14 protein-coding genes are annotated in these 19,800 nt (G+C 47.6%); all 14 read right to left on the bottom strand.

Annotation, left to right across the window (positions count from 1 at the left end; all coding sequences use genetic code 11):
• Nucleotides 1–3 precede the first annotated feature (3 nt).
• The 14 genes from AM231_RS07835 to AM231_RS07770 all read right to left on the bottom strand — a co-directional run bounded on the left by AM231_RS07835 (nt 4) and on the right by AM231_RS07770 (nt 19,754).
• A complete protein-coding gene (locus AM231_RS07835) occupies nt 4–702 on the bottom strand; it encodes a response regulator transcription factor (protein ID WP_054402133.1) in 699 nt (232 codons plus the stop codon).
• A gap of 92 nt (nt 703–794) precedes the next feature.
• Nucleotides 795–2,231: an N-acetylmuramoyl-L-alanine amidase gene (locus AM231_RS07830; protein ID WP_054402132.1), complete on the bottom strand. Its 1,437-nt coding sequence runs from the start codon at nt 2,229–2,231 to the stop codon at nt 795–797.
• A gap of 331 nt (nt 2,232–2,562) precedes the next feature.
• Nucleotides 2,563–4,851 (bottom strand): 5-methyltetrahydropteroyltriglutamate--homocysteine S-methyltransferase, encoded by a 2,289-nt coding sequence (gene metE, locus AM231_RS07825; protein WP_054402131.1) that lies wholly within the window; start codon nt 4,849–4,851, stop codon nt 2,563–2,565.
• Between the two features lie 344 nt (nt 4,852–5,195).
• A complete protein-coding gene (locus AM231_RS07820; RefSeq protein ID WP_054402130.1) occupies nt 5,196–5,852 on the bottom strand; it encodes a GAP family protein in 657 nt (218 codons plus the stop codon).
• Nucleotides 5,849–6,631 (bottom strand): MerR family transcriptional regulator, encoded by a 783-nt coding sequence (locus tag AM231_RS07815; RefSeq protein WP_053493668.1) that lies wholly within the window; start codon nt 6,629–6,631, stop codon nt 5,849–5,851. Before AM231_RS07815 ends, AM231_RS07820 begins: the two co-directional genes overlap by 4 nt.
• A 275-nt stretch (nt 6,632–6,906) precedes the next feature.
• Nucleotides 6,907–7,569 (bottom strand): bifunctional 2-keto-4-hydroxyglutarate aldolase/2-keto-3-deoxy-6-phosphogluconate aldolase, encoded by a 663-nt coding sequence (locus tag AM231_RS07810; protein WP_054402129.1) that lies wholly within the window; start codon nt 7,567–7,569, stop codon nt 6,907–6,909.
• A gap of 26 nt (nt 7,570–7,595) precedes the next feature.
• A complete protein-coding gene (locus tag AM231_RS07805) occupies nt 7,596–9,257 on the bottom strand; it encodes a hypothetical protein (protein ID WP_054402128.1) in 1,662 nt (553 codons plus the stop codon).
• A gap of 272 nt (nt 9,258–9,529) precedes the next feature.
• Entirely contained in the window at nt 9,530–11,389 is a 1,860-nt protein-coding gene (locus AM231_RS07800) for a glycoside hydrolase family 35 protein (RefSeq protein ID WP_054402127.1), read from the bottom strand.
• A 36-nt stretch (nt 11,390–11,425) separates the two neighbouring features.
• Nucleotides 11,426–12,679: an alpha-L-fucosidase gene (locus AM231_RS07795; RefSeq protein ID WP_054402126.1), complete on the bottom strand. Its 1,254-nt coding sequence runs from the start codon at nt 12,677–12,679 to the stop codon at nt 11,426–11,428.
• A gap of 113 nt (nt 12,680–12,792) precedes the next feature.
• Entirely contained in the window at nt 12,793–14,160 is a 1,368-nt protein-coding gene (locus AM231_RS07790; RefSeq protein ID WP_054402125.1) for an ABC transporter substrate-binding protein, read from the bottom strand.
• A gap of 154 nt (nt 14,161–14,314) precedes the next feature.
• Nucleotides 14,315–15,151, bottom strand: coding sequence for a carbohydrate ABC transporter permease (locus AM231_RS07785; RefSeq protein ID WP_053494264.1), 837 nt, complete (start codon nt 15,149–15,151; stop codon nt 14,315–14,317).
• 18 nt (nt 15,152–15,169) lie between these two features.
• Nucleotides 15,170–16,090: a carbohydrate ABC transporter permease gene (locus AM231_RS07780; protein WP_054402124.1), complete on the bottom strand. Its 921-nt coding sequence runs from the start codon at nt 16,088–16,090 to the stop codon at nt 15,170–15,172.
• A 347-nt stretch (nt 16,091–16,437) separates the two neighbouring features.
• On the bottom strand, nt 16,438–18,030 hold the full coding sequence (locus AM231_RS07775) for a response regulator transcription factor (protein ID WP_054402123.1): 1,593 nt from the start codon (nt 18,028–18,030) through the stop codon (nt 16,438–16,440).
• The gene (locus AM231_RS07770) at nt 18,030–19,754 is read right to left on the bottom strand and encodes a cache domain-containing sensor histidine kinase (protein WP_054402122.1); all 1,725 of its coding nucleotides are present in this window, start codon (nt 19,752–19,754) and stop codon (nt 18,030–18,032) included. The genes AM231_RS07775 and AM231_RS07770 overlap by 1 nt, the downstream gene beginning before the upstream one ends.
• Nucleotides 19,755–19,800 lie beyond the last annotated feature (46 nt).

Here is a 19,800-nt window from a genome sequence, read left to right as displayed (position 1 = left end):
CTCTTATTCCGCCTGCTTCTCGAATTTATAGCCGATGCCGAATACGGTTGTGATCAAATCGCCGGCATCCAACTTTTTGCGGAGCCTTTGAATATGCGTATCCACGGTCCTCGTGTCCCCCATAAAATCATAACCCCAGACCAAATCCAGCAGTTCCGAACGCGTGTAAATCTTCCCCCGATGGCCGTACATTGTCATGAGCAGGTCGAATTCCTTCGGCGTAAGGTCAACCGGTATTCCGTCTTTCTTGACCAGTCGCTCTTCCATTACGATTTCGATGCCCCTAAAGCGGATCACGGCTTCCGGCGTTCCTTCCCTATTCCCTTGGTTTGCCTGATCCAGTCGTCGGAGGATCGTGCGAATTCGGGCGACAACCTCCCGTAGATCGAAGGGCTTCGTAATATAGTCATCGGCACCAAATTCAAGCCCGAGCACTTTATCCGTGATGTCGGATTTAGCGGTTATCATGAATATGGGAAGGTTATAGTTCGCGGTTACTTTTTTGCATATATCGAGTCCGCTTTGATCGGGCAGCATCCAATCTAGAAGGAGCAGATCGGGATGAAATGACTCAAGCTCCCTTAAGCCCGCAGCTCCGCTGGCCGCAATACGGGTTTCGAAACCCTCCATATTGAGACCATAGGCAAGCAAATCGGCAATCGGCCCCTCATCTTCGATAATGAGAATTTTTGTTTTTTTCATGAAGTCTCCATTCTTATTCCATGCGCCTATTTGATGAATCGATTTTAGCATATAAGGTTTGCAAATGATAAGTCTGATTCGTTACAGGCTTACTAAGATTGCGATTCAGGCAAATGCAGCAGATCCGGGACCGTTACGAATGAGTAGCCTTGATCTTTCAAATCCGGTATTAACAGCTCCAGTGCCTCCAGCGTGTTGGCAAGATGGTTCTTGCCGTTTGCGGTATGCTGAAGAATGATGCCTCCAGGCTTCAACTGCTTGTGGATGATTCCCATGATCTCCGGCGCGGGCAGACCTGACCAATCCATCGTATCCACGGACCAGTTCACGATTGCTAAATCCATATTCTGGATGTATTCCTCCTGCTCCTTGTCCAAAGCCCCATAAGGCGGCCTGAACAGGGATGGACGATAGCCGATAATGTCGTTCAGTTCATTCTGCGTATTTATCACCTGATTCATCGCTTCTTCCATAGATAACTCCGTAAAATCGGGATGGGACCAGGAATGATTTCCTATGGCATGACCTTCCTCTTTAATTCGCCGCACAGTCTCAGGGTGGGCCTCAGCCCGGTTTCCCAGAATGAAAAAGGTGGCTTTAATATCGTTTTCCTTCAGGATATCAAGGATTTTGGGCGTAACAATGGCATCCGGTCCATCATCGAATGTAAGTGCGACCTGTTTACCGTCCTGGGCTGATCCATTAAAATACACCTTTTTCTCCATAGACTGATTCCCGCTTTGCGGAGTGCCGGGTGATCTTTCAACTGATTCACCGTTTGCTTGGTGTCCAAGCGAGAGTTCCTGCGATTCCGCAAAATAGTCCTTGAGCCCATCAACAATAGCTTGTGCGGCAAGATCTTGACCTTCATTGCTCAGCAGGAAACGCTCATCCTCCGCATTGGTGAGATATCCAACTTCGATAAGCACTGCCGGCATCGTGGGCTTAGATAGCACTTTTAACTGTTCTTCCTTGATCCCGCGATCACGAAGGCCAATTCCCTTCACCAAATGCTCCTGAAGGGTTTGGGCCAAGGGGATGCTCTCCTCGTGTCGGTACAAGGTTTCCGTACCCGATGTCATGGGGTCCGTATAGGTATTGCCATGAATGGAAATCATCGCATCCGCATTCCAATCATTCGCCTTGGCCGCCCGTTCATCCAATTCAACGAATTGATCATCCGAACGTGTCAAGAGAGGTTCAAACAAAGGGTCCTCCTCAAGGAGGTCAACAACCCGCCCGGCAAGAGATAGATTGAACGTTTTCTCATAGGCACCGCTTGCTCCGGTAGCTCCCGGATCTTTTCCCCCATGACCGGGGTCGATTACGATTCGATACGTTTTATTTAGATTAGGCACAGCAGGAAGCGTCTTATAGTTCTCTTCAAGTCTAGCAGATGATGCTGGCACCAACTCCACTGTTGATGAACCGACGTGCCGTACCATTTTGAAGCAGACAATAAATAGGATTGCAATGAATAGAATAGACAAGACTCTGGTAAATTTCTTTCCTTTCCTGTGATAGATCATGGTTCCTCCTTCTTAGGTGATCGTGCTAGATACGATTCCATAGGAAGAATATAATCGCCGGATGTGATAACGATTTTACCAAGATGTCAACAACTTGTGTCCAACCTACTCTATGTAAATGTCAGAAGACTTCCATAGACATATAGACGTCACTTGGATTCTACTTTAAAGCCAAACCTTTCATATAACTGGATTCCATACCTACTATACGCTTCGTGATAGATATCGGCTTGGTTAGTAAAAAAAGAAGCAGGCTGCCGATGCAGCTTGCTTCTATATTATCTTAACGATTCATATCTCAGCCCACCCTGACAACAAGTCAGATTTACGGTTACACGTTTAACGCATATTTCGAACGAGCGATCTCCGTCGCTTGAACCATGTTGCGAAGAGAGGCGACTGTCTCTTCCTGTCCGCGTGTCTTGAGACCGCAGTCCGGGTTGATCCAGAACAGCTTCGGATCCAGCACACGCAGGGCGCGCTCAATCATGCTTGTCATCTCTTCCACGCGCGGCACCCGCGGACTGTGGATATCGTATACACCTAGGCCGATTCCCAGTTCGTACGTATTGACTTCAAAGCTATGAATCAGCTCGCCATGACTTCGTGATGTTTCAATCGAAATGACGTCGGCATCCATCGCCTCAATTGAATCGATCATATCATGGAACTCGCAATAACACATATGCGTATGAATTTGCGTGGTCGGTTGAACTGTGCACGTAGTCATACGGAAAGCCTTGACAGCCCACTCAAGATATTCTGCTTGATCTTCTTCCTTCAGTGGGAGTCCTTCGCGTACTGCAGGCTCATCTACCTGAATCATCCCGATGCCTGCCTGCTCTAATGCTTCCACTTCTTGTCTGAGCGCATAGGCCAGTTGATATGCGATCTTCTCCCGCGTAATATCTTCACGGACGAACGACCAGTTCATGATTGTGATAGGGCCGGTCAGCATTCCCTTAACAGGATGATTTGTCTTCGACTGTGCGTATTTTGTTTCCTCCACTGTCATCGGTTTTTCGAAGGTAACATCTCCGTATATAATAGGAGGTTTTACACAACGGGAGCCGTAGGACTGAACCCATCCATATTGAGTGAAGGCAAATCCGCCCAGCTTCTCACCGAAAAATTCCACCATATCCGTTCTCTCGAACTCGCCGTGTACCAGTACGTCTAGGCCGATCTCTTCCTGCAGGTTGATCCAAATATCGATCTGATCCTGAATAAAGCGCTCATACCGCTCATCATCCCACTCACCTTTACGCCATGACTGCCGTGCCTTACGCACCTCTGCCGACTGAGGGAAGCTGCCAATGGTTGTAGTTGGGAAAATCGGCAGCTGCCATTTGTTCTGCTGTGCAACATGCCGCTCCGAGAATGGAAGACTGCGAGCTGGCTCCTGCGCACTTACCTCGGCCACAGCTTGCTGAATGTCATGTCGATTTCGTACTTCAGATTGCTTTAGAGCCTGAAGTGCAAGATCACATTGATCCAATTCCTTCGCGATCCGATCCGTACCTGAAGCGATAGCTCTTGTGAGAAGGACCAGTTCAGTCAGCTTCTCGTCTGCGAAAGCAAGAGCGCCCTTCAGTTCAGGCAGCAGTTTTGTCTCATTACTCACCGTCACAGGAACATGCAATAAGCTGCATGAAGATTGCACAATGATACGTTCAGCGGCCACGTACTTCTTCAATTCTTCCAATTGGGACAGTTTCTCACGCAGCGGCGCCTTCCAGATCCCGCGTCCATCAATGATGCCTGCTCCCAGTACTTTATTACCTGGAAATCCAGCTTCTTTGATGGCTTCAATATTGCCGGTGAATCCATGTACAAAATCAAGCCCGATGCCGCTCACAGGAAGCTGAATGATATTCTGATAGTTTTCTATGGATTCAAAATAAGTTTGCAGCATGATATTCAAACCAGGAGCCGACACGGCAAACGTTTCATAGATTCTCGATAAACGCGTAAGATCCGCATCGCTTAACTTGGTTACAAGGATTGGCTCATCGATCTGGACCCATTGTACCCCTTCTTGAGCAAGTTCTTGCAATACCTGAACGTAGAGCGGCAGCAATTTATCAAGCCAAGAATCTGTTTCCGAAGGTTGATAACCTTTGGACAATTTCAGGAAAGTTAACGGACCCACAATAACCGGCTTACCTTCAATTCCGAGCTTCTCCTTGGCCTCCCGATATGCTGTTAGCGGGCGGTTCTCCGTAAGCACAGGGTTCGCTCCATCCAATTCAGGCACGATATAATGATAATTCGTGTTGAACCATTTGGTCATTTCACTCGCCGGTGCATCCTTCGTTCCCCGGGCAATACCATAGTAAACAGATAATGGAACAGCTCCGCCCTCATAATGGAATCGCTCGGGAACAATCCCGAACATGGTTGCCGTATCCAATACATGATCGTAGTAACTGAAATCATTGACCGCGATTAGGTCAATCCCGCTCTCCTTCTGCTTGCGCAAATGATTCAGTCTTATCTCTTGCAGCTTCTGATGAAACTCCGGCTCTTCCAGCTTACCAGCCCAGAACGCTTCCAAGGCTTTTTTCCATTCCCGATCCGCACCAATACGCGGGTATCCCAATACACTGCTTCTCGTCATCTATGTAACACTCCTATACAAATTGTTACAAGAAAGATATCACGTATGACGAAGGAGCGTGTAACTCATATAAGCTATATCCAGTGATAGCCTAAAGCTATAGCTAAACTGGTGAATGTCTAGATATCTATTAGGAAACTATAGGATAGACTGTGATAATATGCGGTTTTTCACAATATTAATCACATTAATTTTTAATACCATTAATTAAATTGAATAGCACCGAGCATAAGCCTTCGTTCCTATATCCCCTGAATATAGGACATTTATTAATACCATAGTTGTCCTTCCCTTACCGAAAGCTCTAACTTGAAAACAAGCTCAGTGATGTTAGGCGCGGATTGTCACAAGTTATCTATGCTGTTGAGCACCAGGATTACTCCGGCTATACACATGACCCAGGAAAGGACCGAACCGGAACTTTGGGCGATTTTCATGCGCAGCTTCTCAAGCGGTTTCTGCATAACACGTCCAAATACGAGATGTAATCCAAGCAATATAAGCGGAGGAAGTACCATTACAACATTATATGCTGCAAGAAGTGGTATCCATTGGAGCAAACTTAAGTGAGCAGTAGTCATAAGACCGATCGCGGCAAAATACGGAAGCGCCGTTGCTACCTCTAGTAGTGAAGTAGTCAAACCCAATCCAACCATGGCTCCCAATCTTTGTGACTTGGGACGACGCGGCTCAGATGTTTTCTTCGTTGGTACAAAGAAACTGGCAACAAACAGAACACCACCAATAATCGCCATGATCCAGCTTACCGTTCGGTTTTGGAAAATCGCATTCACGGACTGCAATAACGCATCCATGCCCAGCATCAGTGCGATGCCAACCAGGAAATAGAATCCTGCCACCGTTGACAAATAGACAAATAAACGTAAAATCAAGCGCTCCTTCCCCGTTAATAGCAAATACACCGTAACACCGAGCGTTGCAGGACTTAGCGTGTCGAGAAGCGACAAAGCCCCGATGGAAAGCAGCAGTTCCAACGTCATGTTGTCTCCCTCCCTGCCCGGAGTTGTTTTTCCTTCCTTGATGCATAAATCTCATAGGCCTGCTCCATAAATCGAATTAATTCCGGTTCAATCGGATATAACCCCATCTCCTCAGATTTGTCGGGTGATTTACGGATTTCCCACAATTTATCGATAAAGACGTCTTCATCCTCAAATTGCTCCAAGCGTTTTTCATCCATTCGGTGTATGATTCTTTGTACTTCAGGTGATCCGGGTCCGCCATCCATTCGCTGCTTGAGCTGTCCAAGCAGGGCGATCCACTCCAGGGAGTCGGGGTCCGTGCTGTTCATGCTGGGCAGAAGACCCAGCAAGTCCGCTTCTCGCTTCTCAAACATTTGTTGCCGAAATGACTGCTTCAGCGCTGGATCTTTTCCAGATAGCTGGATCAGCTTCTGAATCACGTTCCAGCTTGTCTCCCCCTCGATAGCAATGCTATGCAGGACAGATCGAATTGCGTCTTCCATTTGTACCAGCTTGTTCTGTTCATTCTGTACATAATCTAATTGGTTCATTAAACTGGCAGACCAGTTCCATTCCAGGTTCGACATCATATCCGATATTTCTCGCAAACTGAAGCCAAGCTTCTTCAGAAACTGAATTTGCTGCAGCTTTATTAATTCTTCATCACTATAAATCCGCTGCTTGCCAGGTATTTTGGCAGCTGGAACGAGGAGCCCGATTTGGTCATAATATCGTAAGGTTCGCACTGTAATGCCCGTTTGTTTTGATAATTCATGAATCGGAATCGATGGTAACACCTGCTTTCTGCTTCGTATGTTATATCTTCACTATACATGATGACGCTGCGTCACTTTCAAGCTTTTTTGACGAAAAATTTCGATTTTGATCCGATCCAATAAACAAACAAAAAAGCCCGTGTTATGGGCTAGTTTAAAAGCATACGGTTGGATTTACAGTCTATACTAAGCATGAATAGTCAAGCAATAAACTACGCCTATTGAAGACTCGAGGAGTCCGCAACAGGCGTTAGTGTAACAAAATTCCGTACCAATTTATAAATAAATTTAATGCGTCAACCTTTAGCCTGCAAATAAGCTCGCTTGTATTCAGCCGCTTTTTGAGCAATCAAGCTGTAATCCTGCTGCCTCAAAGCCTCACTTGTCAGATCTGAGCCAATACCGACAGCGATCGCTCCCGCCTTGATCCATTCGCCAAGATTATCAAGCGAAACACCACCGGTCGGCATGATATTCGCCTGCGGGAGCGGGCCCTTGATCGCCTTAATCATCGACGGGTCATACAGGTTGCCTGGGAATAGCTTGACGATGTCCGCACCTAGTTCCAACGCTTCCTGGATCTCTTTAATCGTCATGACCCCCGGCATGACTGGAATCCGATAACGGTTGCACAGCATTACGGTTTCCCTGCTCAGAGACGGCCCAACAACAAATTCGGCACCATTCAATATCGCAGCACGCGCGGTTTCCGGATCAAGTACTGTACCTACACCGATGATGGCATAGGAGGATGGGTCTTTGGCGTCCCATGAATATTTACGCGACAACGTTTCAATAGCCCGCAGTGCAAATGGTACGGTCATCGTCACCTCGATTACTTTGATGCCGCCGGCGATGGCTTGTTCGGCCATCTGCACAACCTGCTCCGGCGTTTCACCGCGCAGGACCGCGACCACGCCCTCTTCCGCTATTTTTTGAATCAGCTGCAGTCTCTTCATCTTTGCTCCTCTTTTCTTCTCGATACTTACACAGAATACAATTCAAACGTACATTCAGCTCCGTTTATCATTCTCGCTGAGCTGCCTGAAGCCGTATGTTTCAAACATAGTTGATCTTCAGTCGTCCATCCTGTATACACTACCTCAAGCCCGCCGTCTGTCTTGAAATCCGGCTTCTGCTTGGACATTCGCTGCGAGAACGCCTTCAGTTGTTCGATCCCCCTGTGCTCCGCATCCCGAACGGATACCGCCTCTACGGTGAGAGCAATTCCGTCGCCTCGGCAAACGGCCAGATGATATCCGGATTGTTCCCTGATGTCATAAGCCGTCCCAGGGCTCAAGTGGATGGCAAAATACACCTCATCTACTTTGCCGTACAAAGCTTCGGACTCGTACAACCATTCCCCTTCCGGTAGAACGCCGACAACTTCTCTGCCCCCGGCATCCGCTGATTCAGGCAGCGGGTATAGAGCCAACACGACATTTTTGTGATACAGCACCTCCATCCACTCGCTTTGGTGGCGAGGATCGCTTCCGGAAGGATTATATCCCTCCCCCGGGTGAAAGAAATACAGCTGATTCGCCTTGCCTTCGGATCGGACAGGGAGGCTGAACATCCAGCGCAGCTGCTCGTTGTCGAACTCAAGAACCCGTTCCCACAATCCGCCCGCCGCAAAACATTCCGTCACATATGCATAGGAGTGCAGCTGCCGCATCTGGTCATCAACCGATTTCATCACAACCTTACGCACCTCTGTCGGTTCGCTCCGATTTAGGGCAAGCTGCCGTTTCGCTTCCGGTGCTTCGTAGAATAGAAAACCGGCAAACTCCGTGCGTGGCATCTCCTCCGAGAGGTTGAAATCGCCGAACTGGACATAATCGTGAAGCACATTACCATCCCTCGGTGCATCATGAGGCCATCCCCTGGAGTGGGCTCCTACCCAAGCCCCTTTCAAATAATAGTCCGTGCGCAGGCTCCACAGCTCATCCAATAGTGCATGAAGCTCCTGCTTCAATTCCGGTTCTTCCGCCAATTCCAGCGCACAGGTGAACGCCTGTGTCCAATGCCAAAACCACGGCAGGCACCCGTACTCAGCCATACCTTCCCGGCGGAGCACAGTCAGAGTATCTCTAAGACTTTGTTTTCCGTCCTCCAAGAGTTCCTTATCGCCGAACCGTTGGCCGAATATTAACTTGGCCGCCGTATATTTCGCCTCATGATGATTGCACACCGTGAGCGGCTTGCGAAAAAAACCACCTTGATAGATGTGTTCCAGCGCGGTCTCAAACTCCCTCGCCAAGCCCTCACTCATGTCACTTTCAAACTTATGATGGAAGAAAACCATCAAGCTCCCCATCAATTCCACCGGCAGCACATGCGGACTCGCCGCTTCCGGATCAGGCTCCAGATTCAGCGGCCAATGTCCATACATCGGGCTCTTCGGTTCCCGGTTCTGCAGCCGCAGCACACGACCCAGAACCTCCTCTGCCAGCTGCTTACCTTCCTGTCGGTTGAACTGCGAATCATCCTCACATTCTAACGAAGCTGCAAACAGATAGGAGGCATAATAGAAGTTGTCACGTACGTCACTATGAAACCACAGTCCGCTAGATCGCAGGGGCTTATTCCATGCTTGTTCCGCAACATTCCGAACAATCAGGCTCATTCTCTTTTTATAATCGTTCATTTGTTCTCCTTTCCCGATCCGATGAAAAATCTGCTTCCCAACACTACTGTACGATAAAAACGAACAAAAATAAACTAATTTGAACTTATATATACATATCGAACCGAAATAAACAAATCTAAAAGCGAATTTTTGACTAAAAACGTATATGTTTCTGATACTATCCAGCAGGGACTCCTACATTAGGAACATACGATAATAGCCCGGCCAGAGAATCTCTCTGGCCGGGTTTACCCGAACACGATGAACTGTAAATCCCCTATCGTTATTGACTATTTGTCCTCTTCGACCTGAACGAAATTAAGCACAGCTTCGTCCACTGCCGCGGTCTGACCAAGGTCTGGTTGATCTGACAGTTCGACTTCACAAGATTCGGGACCACCATGCAGTTCAAAAAGAACCAGTTCATTTTCCCCTTTACGTAATAATGGGCCGGGAATATACAAGGCCTTCTGAGGCCCCGCGTTCCAGTATCGGCCGAGATTGAAGCCATTGATCCAGGCGACACCCTTCGTCCAGCCATCAAAGCGAAGGAACGTATCTCCGATGTCCTCCACCGGGAAGCAGCCGCGGTAAAATCCGGGCAGCCCCGCTCTTACCGACTTCGGCATGGACAGCTCTACATGCTCTACCTGACCTTGATCAGTTACCGGTCTATAGGAGAGTGATGCCAGCATCTCGGGCGCAAGCGGCAGGGGCCGGATCGTCCAGTCATACAGGAACTGGTTATCGATTCTTACGCCTTCCGTAATTCCTTTGGGATCGCGGATCAGCGGTCCGTAATTGATCCGTCCCATGTTCTCAACGAGAATATCCAGTCTCGCTCCGTTTGCGGGTACGGTAATATCAAGTGGCTGCGTATCCCATCGTTCAATAACGCCAAGCGACTGACCGTCCAGAAATACCTGGGCGCGATCTCGAACCTCCTGAATATGCAGCTGTTGTCCCTGCCGCGGCCCCTGAATATAGGTACTGTACAATATAAAACCATAGGACTGTCCGATTTTTTCCATCGGCTGGATCGATACGCTTCTTATCGGATCTGAGAGATGCTCAAGGTTGGTATCCGTAAACAGTCCGGCCATTTCAGACAAAACTACCTTTCCGTAAGCTACCTTGGGAATCGGCTCCGGGAAGTCACAACCCGGGTAAAAGCCATGCTTGCTGAGCACCAACCGCACCGCCTCATATTTCTCCGTCTTATCTCCCCATTCCGTCAAAGGGGCATCATAATCATAGCTTGTCGTTGTGGGTTCATATGTCTTGATGTGATTCGCCCCACTATAAAAGCCGAAGTTAGTTCCACCATGGAACATATACATATTAAGCGAGGAGCCCTTCTCGAGCATTTCATCCAGTACGCCCGCGACATCAGCCGCTTCACGCACATGATGGTCCTCCATCCAGTGATCAAACCACCCGTTCCAGAATTCCATGACCATCAGCGGCTCATCCGTACGGTATTCCCGGTATTTGCTGAAGGACTCTTCTACCCGGGAACCAAAATTCACAGTCGCGTGCACATCGCCAATTGACCCGCCTAGCAGCATTTCATCGGTTGGACCGTCGGAGGTAAAGAGAAGCACATCAACCCCGCGCCGCACCAGTCCTGCGCGCAAATACTCCAGATAAGCGTGATCGTTACCATAACTGCCGTATTCATTTTCGACCTGAACGGCCAGAATCGGCCCTCCGTTTGTAGACAGTAGTGGAACTAGTCTTGGGATCAGCTCGTCATAATAATGATCCACCTTGCTTAAATAGAGCGGGTCACTGCATCGAAGCCTCACTTCTTCATAACCAAGAAGCCAGCCCGGCAAGCCTCCAAACTCCCATTCCGCACAGATGAACGGGCTGGGTCTGACAATGACGTGCAGACCCAATTTCCCGGCTAATTCGATAAACGATGCGACGTCAGCCATACCGCTAAAGTTAAACTCCCCTTCCTTGGGTTCATGCACATTCCATGCGAGATAAGTTTCAACGGTATTAAAGCCGCAGGCCTTTAATTTTAATAGTCTGTCTTCCCAATATTCAGGAACGACACGGAAATAGTGAATCGCTCCTGATATGATCCGGTACGGCTGCCCGTTCAGCAAGTATACTCCGTTCTTCCAAGTGAGCACTCCCATTACAGATCTCCTCCACCTCTTGTTATGATTCAAGGATTATTGCCCGCAGCGATATACCGCCATTTTTTTGATTACCGGATTTGCTGCCGATTCCAGTACCCGCAAACGCACCTTGTCGGTAGTTACTGGAGAGAACGCGTCGATTTTCTTGTGACCGATCGCGCTGCCGCGTGTAAGCTCGTACCACTCTCTATCGATGTAGGCTTCCAGCACGTATTGACTTATCCGTTCCCCGTAAGCAATTTCCTCCATGACAACGACATGATCGATCACACATGCACGAGGAAAAATTAACTCAACGATCTCTCCCGATCCCGAGCTTTCGGCCAGGGCATGACCAAACCGACGATCGATCTCTCTGCCAAATTCCAAGAGCCGGTTTATATCGGCTTCCGGAAGCAGCCCGCGCGGGTCAGGAGCGACATTGAGCAGCAAGGTCGCTCCATGTCCAACCGAGCGATAATAGATTTCCATTAGCTGATCAAGAGACAACAGCAAATGTTCTTCATCCGGATGCCAGAACCATCTGTCTTTTCGGATGGGAACATCGCATTCCGCGGGCACCCAGTCCGGCGTCTCCGGTAGCCATTTAAGCGTATCTTCGCTGAACATGCTGCCCCTCGAAGAATCGGCCGTATTCCAGCAAGGATACGGAGCTACCCCATCCTCATTACCCACCCAACGGATCGTGGGCGCACCCATATTAAACACCATAGCGCTTGGCTGATGTCTTTTCACAAGATCCATGATTCGTGGCCAGTCATATTCGCGGCCTTCCGACCCCGCGCCGTCAAACCAAATTTCCACAAGCGGGCCATAGCCCGATAAGAGCTCCTCCAATTGTCTGCAATAAAAGTCATCATACTGCTTGGGGTCAGCATAACACGGCTCGTGCCTGTCCCAAGGGGATACATAAATACCGAAGCCGATGCCCTCTTCCCGGCAAGCTTCCGCACATTCTTTTACGACATCACCACGTCCATCCTTCCACGGACTCGAGGCTACGGAGTATTCCGTTGTCGCCGTCGGCCACAGGCAAAAGCCGTCATGGTGCTTGGCCGTCAATATGAGATAACGGAATCCGGCTTCCTTCGCGGACCGGGCCCACTGTTTAGCATCCAGTCGGTCTGGATTAAACAAAGAAGGATCATCCTTGCCTTCCCCCCATTCCTGGTCACAGAATGTATTGATTCCAAAATGGCAGAACATCCCGAGCTCCATGTCCTGCCAGGCCAGCTGCTCCAGCGAAGGAATTGCTAGCTGGTCCTTTGGTTTTCTTGTTATTGACATGCTTTTTCCCTCCCACTCTCCACAGTCGTAATAAAAAAGGGCTTTGGGGAAGCCGGCTTAATGGCCCCCGAAGCCCGATTCCTATCAGGATTCTCTATCTTGTGCTATCTCTGTTACTTTATAACGCTTTTTTCGTTAATGATTTTCGTAGCTTCATCGACCATCCATTTTTGAACCTCATCAATCGACTCATTGCTGAGCATAAATTTCGCGAAGCCATCATTTATGATCTTGCTCAATTCCGCGGTAGACGCGATCATGACTTTGGCGGCATCCAGATATTGGATTTCATCGCTAAACAGTGTATATTTCAACGAATCCATATCGTACTTATCCTCTTTACCCGCAACCAGCTTCGTCAGCAATTCCTCGTTATTCGCCTTCTTGTAACCAGAGAACTCAAGTCTGTTGTTGGAATCAGCTGTTGTCATGAATCTCATAAGCTTGAAGGATGCTTCCTTGTTGGCGGAATTGGCGCCCATCGCCAGCATATTACCGCTGGTGAAGTATTTTCCTTCATACTCTTTAGGTTCCCAGCCAGCAGGAGGTACAGGTACAGGAGCGAAGGCTGTTTTGAAATCATGCGGATATTGCTCGGTATTTCCTGGGTCTGCGATCGTAAAGTTGCCTGTAAGAATCATAGCAGCTTCTTCATTAAAGAACTCCGTACGGTAGTTCAGCTTCGCAGCAAGTACGTCACTGTAAGGTTTAGCCGACTTGTCCTGCTCCTCCATATCTTTGCGGAGCTGGAAGAAATACTTGTAAGTCGGATCGGCCAGAATGGTCGTTCCATCCTCATATACGAACGGATCTCTCATCATGGTTTGGGCAGGTGCGTTCATATAAAGCTCCCATGTATGGAAGTAAGATCCGTAACGCTTGTCAACACCATCACCCTTGGTCAGCTTTTTAGCGTATTCGCGGTAGTCGTCCCATGTCCAGCCAAATTTCGGAACCTCAAGTCCCGCTTCATCCAGAGCATCCTTATTGAGCATGACATAGTTCGTGCTCTTGGTGTACTGCATGCCATAGTAGTTGTCGTTTAACTTGGGATTTACAAAGTACTCGTCTTCCGGAACCAAACTTTCCTTCTCATAGAGCTCGTTCAGAGGAGCAAGAGCTCCACGTTCAGCCCGTTCGAGAACTCCGCCCAAGCTTGGGAATTGAATAACATCAATCGCTTCACCGGAAGAGATCAGGAAATCAAGCTTTTTCAGCATTTCCACGGAATCGCCGGGAACCAGAACCACGTGTTCGACCTTGATTTCCGGATTTTGATCCATAAATTCCTGGAGCATGGCATCCGTGCCCGCCTGTTGGGCCTCGTTATCCCAGTTATAGTACTTGATAGTGGTAACCTCTTTGTCCGACTTGCTGGCACCCGATTCTGACCCGGAGTTCCCGCAACCGCTTAAAATCAAGGTACTTGCCAGGATCGTGCTAAGAATGACGGATAATCTGTGTTTAACTTTTTTCTTCATCTTACTTCCCCCTGCACAGATAAATTAGTTGTCGCGCTGTTTTCATGTTCATTATAGGCACCAGCAAGGCCGATCAAGTGCACAATTTTGATGTTCTATGATCACATTTTTGACTTTTGCGAATAGTTCTGATTTCTTTCGCATTAAATTCGTATCAACCTTTTACCCCGCCTAAAGCGATGCCGTTTATGACTTGCTTTTGCAATACGATGAACACGATGACCAGCGGAATGATCGCCGATACTGCTGCCGTCATCATTATGGCATAGTTGTTGGTGTAGTCATCACGGAACAGTGTCATACCCAGCGGAATCGTGTATAAATCCTTGTTTAACAAGAAGATGAGCGGATTCTGGTAATCGTTCCAAGTCCAAATGAATTTAATGATCGCTACCGTAGCCAGCACCGGTTTGCATAGTGGAACCATAATGGAAGCAAATGTCCGCAGATGACCCGCTCCGTCAATTCGGGCCGCTTCCAAATATTCATCGCTGATCCCGATCATAAATTGACGCAGCAGAAACGTGAAGTAAATCGAGAACATACTCATGAAGATGATGGCCGCATGCGTATTGTAGAGACCAAACCAGCGAATGAGCAGAAACCGCGGAATCAGCGTCGCCTGATCCGGAATGATCATGAATGAGAGCAAGGCCATAAAGACGAGATTCCGTCCTTTGAATCGAATTTTCGTTAGAGAATAAGCTGCCATGGATGAGATGATCAGCGTGATCAACGTGGTGATAATGGCTATTTTAAAAGAATTAAAATAGAAATCATAGAATGGAACCTTCCCCATCCAAACCGTCTTAAAATTGTACGCCAGATTCACCTTTTCCGGTATCCATTGAATCGGAAAACGCATAACATCCTTCTCATATTTGAAAGCCGCGGAAATCATCCAGATCAAGGGAACGAGAAACACGATGGACAATGCCCCCATGAAAAGGGTGATTACCGTTTTGGACATGTTTTTTCGAAGCAACTGCATGTACATTCCTCTCCCTCTTTATTCTTCATTTCTCATTTTCCAGGTGAGCGCGGTAATCAGACCGATAATCGCGAATAGCAGCCAGGAAATGGCCGAAGCATATCCCATATTGTAATATTTAAAGCCTTCCTCATAGATGCGGAATACAAGCACGGTAGAAGAATTATTCGGTCCGCCTTCAGTTAAAAACGCGATGATATCAAACACTTTAAAGGAACCAATCAACATCGTGATCAACAGGAAGAAGGTTGTCGGACGCAGCATCGGAACCGTGATCGCAAAAAACTTTTTAATCGCACTGGCACCATCAATATCCGCCGCTTCATAAATTTCATTCGAAATGTTCGTGAGCCCGGCCATATAGATAATGATCGTATAGCCAAGGCCCGCCCAGGAACTAATAATTGAAATTGCCAAGAGCGACGTTTTCGGATCGACCAGCCATTTCGGCGGATTGCTGATCCCGAGATCCATCAGAAACTGGTTGATTGGTCCCAGCGATGGGTGGAATAATGCGCTCCACACCGCAGCAACTGCGATTATAGAAGAAATATAAGGGATGAAGAACGCAACTTTAAAATAACTCTTGAAGAACACACTATTGTGAATCAAAACCGAAAGCACCAGGGCGATGGCAATCGGGATTGGCACAGTAAGAACCATATAGATCAAATTGTTCTTTACCGCTTGAATAATGGTCGGATCATGAAACATCTTGATGTAGTTATCAAATCCGGCAAACTCAATCCCCTTGACACCCGACAGCAGATCCCAATTGGATAAACTCAAATACAAAGAAAATCCAAGCGCAAATACGTTTAATAGAAGCATCCCGACAATTTCCGGAGCAAGAAACAGCCACCCGATTAAAGCCTCTTTCCGCTTGGGAGTCCAAAACTTCCGCCGGCTCTCGGGCGCTGGTCGTTGTACAGCCTCCATGAAGCATCACCTCAACAATTTGTAAGTTGTCATTATAGTAATACATCCGATCTCATCAAGAAGGAGGGATTCTGACCAGCCATGTGCAAGATTTTGACCTAAAGAAGCCCCACAAAGTGGAGCCTATGCTTCGATGCTTATTCCAGATACTTTGCGGGGACCCCAAAACAAAAAGTCCCACAAAGTGGAGCTATGCTTCGAAGCTTATAACAAATACTTTGCGGGGACCCCAAAACATCTAGCAAATACATTATTACTTGCTCTTCGCTAAAAACTTATTCATTCTTAAATCGTAAAAAAGCCGCCCTTATCAGGCGGCGACTTGCTGCTGTATCGTATCGGTCCATTTATTTTCGCGCAGTGTACTTCGCTTTATATTCGCTCGGCGTGCTCCCCACGTATTTTTTAAATACTTTTGAAAAATACGTTCGATCTGAATAGCCTAATCCCATGGCCAAAGACTCCAGATTTTGTCCGGACATTCTGAGCTTTTTGGTGGCAATCTTCATTTTGTATTGATGCACGTAATCCGTGAAGGTAAGCCCCGTCAATCGTTTGAAATATCGAGAAAAATAGCTCGGGTTCAAATACAGATAACGTGCCATGTCAATCGACGTAATGTTATCGTCAAGATGCTGATCGATATACTGCTGGATCACCTGGAGCTTCGGTTCGTTCGTGGTGCTCCCCATACCCGTTCCCGTTTGCCGGGCTCCCATCATTTGAACCAGCTTACTCTCCACCAGTTCCATCATATCTTCCAGGCTGCGAGCTAATGCAAGATAGGCGAACAGTTCCTCTCCGAATTTCAGGCTGGAGAACATCAATTCAATGCTGCGAAGTATGGAGGATAAATCCCTGGCAACGTCCCCCGGTTCAATCGACAACTCTTTCGCAGATCTGGCGATCTTCTGGAGCGTTGTGCGTAAACCGTCCAGATCCTGCTTGATGAGCATCCGTTCCAGCTCCGAAACATAGCTGTCAAGAAACCGCTGAGGCGCATTTTGAAACCATCTGGACCTGATTTGCGAAACTTCAGTAATCGTATAGTTGGTACTTTCATAGAACTCGTACTTGCCATGAAGAATTTCCTGATAAATGGAGCCAATCGAGCTTAATTCCATTTTGTCCGTGACTGCTATAACATTCGGTTGAATTTTAAGAAAGTGGACGCACTGATAACGCAGCCGCTGCAAGAAATTATGAAAATGCAGACTGGCATTCTGTGCTAGATTGAGACGATAGTTATATAGAATCACGATGTTTCCCTGCTCCATAAACGGCGTAATCCCTTCATACAATTCAGACAATTCCGCCGCGATATTGTAGACAGCGTATAAAATCAGAGGAAACTCCGTTTGTCTGAAACGCTTGTCAAAGCTGGAAAGCTGAATGCTGACCAGCCCCATCATAAACCACGGATAAGTCCAAGAGATTCCGATCTGAGCCGCATAAGCCAGAGTGGCCTCAGATGGTGAGCCATTGATTACCCTTTGCAGCAAATCTTGCCGATAGAGCTGGCTGTTGTAATTCGCCGTCTCGCGATGAATCAGACCGGTTCGCTTCTTTAACAAATGCATGGATTTGCCGAGACTCTCCTCCAACTGCTCCGCTGTAAGCTGATCCTTAATCAAATAGTCATCCGCTTGCAGTTTAACGGCTTGCTGGGCGTAATGAAAATCCTCATGACAGGTCAGGAAGACAATCCGTACCTCGGGCTTCATGCGAATAAAATGGTCCGCGAGCTCAATGCCATTTTTTTGCGGGAGTCCGATATCGGTAATGACAATATCCGGCTGCACTTCCTCAAACATATGCAGTGCTTTGGCGCTGGAATACGTACTGCCGGCAATCTGCAGATTATTTGCCTCCCAGTCAATCATCTGTTGAAGTACCTTGAGCATAGGAACATCATCGTCTATGAGCATTACTCTATACATTATTCTTCCTCTCCCTCCGGTAGAAAACCCTGATGATGACTTAGGGGCAAATACAGTGAAACTGACATTCCTTCATGCGGAAGGTTGGCGAGTGCCAAACTCGCCTCCTGCCCGAAGGTCAATCGGAGTCTCTGGATTACATTCATAAGACCGACTCTTTCATACGATCCATCCTGCTCTTCGCTAGGTTTCCCCAGACTCCGGTTCAGAGATTTGAGCAATTCTTCATCGGCCCTGGCACCGTTGTTTGTAATCTCAATCCTGATTCCACCGGGGGTGCGCCGGGAACGGATCTCAATGCATGGAGTCTGATGATCAACAAGTCCGTGGACGATGGCATTCTCAACGATCGGCTGCAATATAAGTTTCGGCAAAATGAGGCCCTCGGTTTCCGAATCCAGATCAACCTTTAACTGCAGCGGGATTTCGTTGCGGATTTTCATAATGTCAACATAGTGGCCGAGCAGCTTACACTCTTCGCGTAAAGTTGCCGGTTCATTGACCTTAAGGTAGGCTCGCAGCAAACTCATCAGGGAATCAATAATTCCGCTGTGAAGCGTATCCTTTGTCAAGATCAGGCTGCATTTGATCGAATTCAAAGTATTGATCAAAAAATGAGGGCGAATTTGCATAAACAAGGCTTCGAGCTCCATCACCCGCTTCTGTTCCTGCTCCTGCTCGATATCCTGAATCAGATGCTCTAATTGATCCAGCATTGTATTCAGGGTCTGCCCCAATTCAGCGATATCGTCCTTACCCTTGACCTCCAGTCTGACATCCAGATTTCCCATTCCGAACTGGCGTACCACCCGCTGCAGCTTGAGAATCGGACTGTGCAGCCTTTTGGCGATCAGGACAGACATCCCGGAAAAAACGAGAAACAGCAGAAGAACTCCGGCAAGACCGGTATAAAAGGTTCGGGAGATTGGCCCTGACCACTCTTTCTCCGAAGCTTCATAGGACAGCTTCCAGTTCGATTTCAGAATCTTTCTATCCGTTCGGACACTGCCCTTGGTCTCTGTCTGTTCCGGGCTCAGTCCCGAATGACCTGCAATATAGTCCCCGTTTGCATCAAAAAGAGCCACCTTGCCAAAGTCGATCGTATCAAGCAGATTGTTGAAGTATGTATCGGAAATAGCACTAAGCAATACGGACACTTGTCTTTTCTCACGTGTGTCATTGATGACCCTGGCAATATAGTAACTTTTACCTTGACCCTCCGATTTGCCACCCGTCACCCCAATCCATTGCAGGGTTTCCGGTTTATTGAGATCGACACGCTGCATCAACTTGTCGACACTTCCGTTAATCTCTGTCATATCCTCCGTACCGGATGAGATAACGAAATTCTGTCGGTTGACCAAGTACATGCGAACGTTATTGTTCAGCGGCTTGGAATTAATGAGGGAAAACACATCCTGAATCTGTCTAAAATGTACATAATCCTGATAAGTAGCCAGCCGCTTAGTATCTGCAAATGACTCCAGGATATTGCGAACATTCCTATCGTTCACGATAAAATGGGAAGCAAACGTAACATCGTCAATCGTCTTACTCAGCTCATTCGTCATGACGTTCAGGACATTCTCGTTGCTGAGCTGAAGCTTCTCCACCATCGTATCCCGGATCAGGACAAATGAAATGATAGAAACTGCTATCAACGGAATAAAGATCAGCACAAGGAACGACAGCTGGATGCGTTTGTAGAAGGTGAATTTGAACATTTTTCTTCGCGCCTCTCTTTATGCTCTTTGTCCTCTTTATTCTATC

It is taken from the genome of Paenibacillus solani (genome assembly GCF_001277345.1).
Classification (GTDB): Bacteria; Bacillota; Bacilli; order Paenibacillales; family Paenibacillaceae; genus Paenibacillus_AQ; species Paenibacillus_AQ solani.
This window is presented reverse-complemented; position numbering and strand designations above follow the sequence as displayed.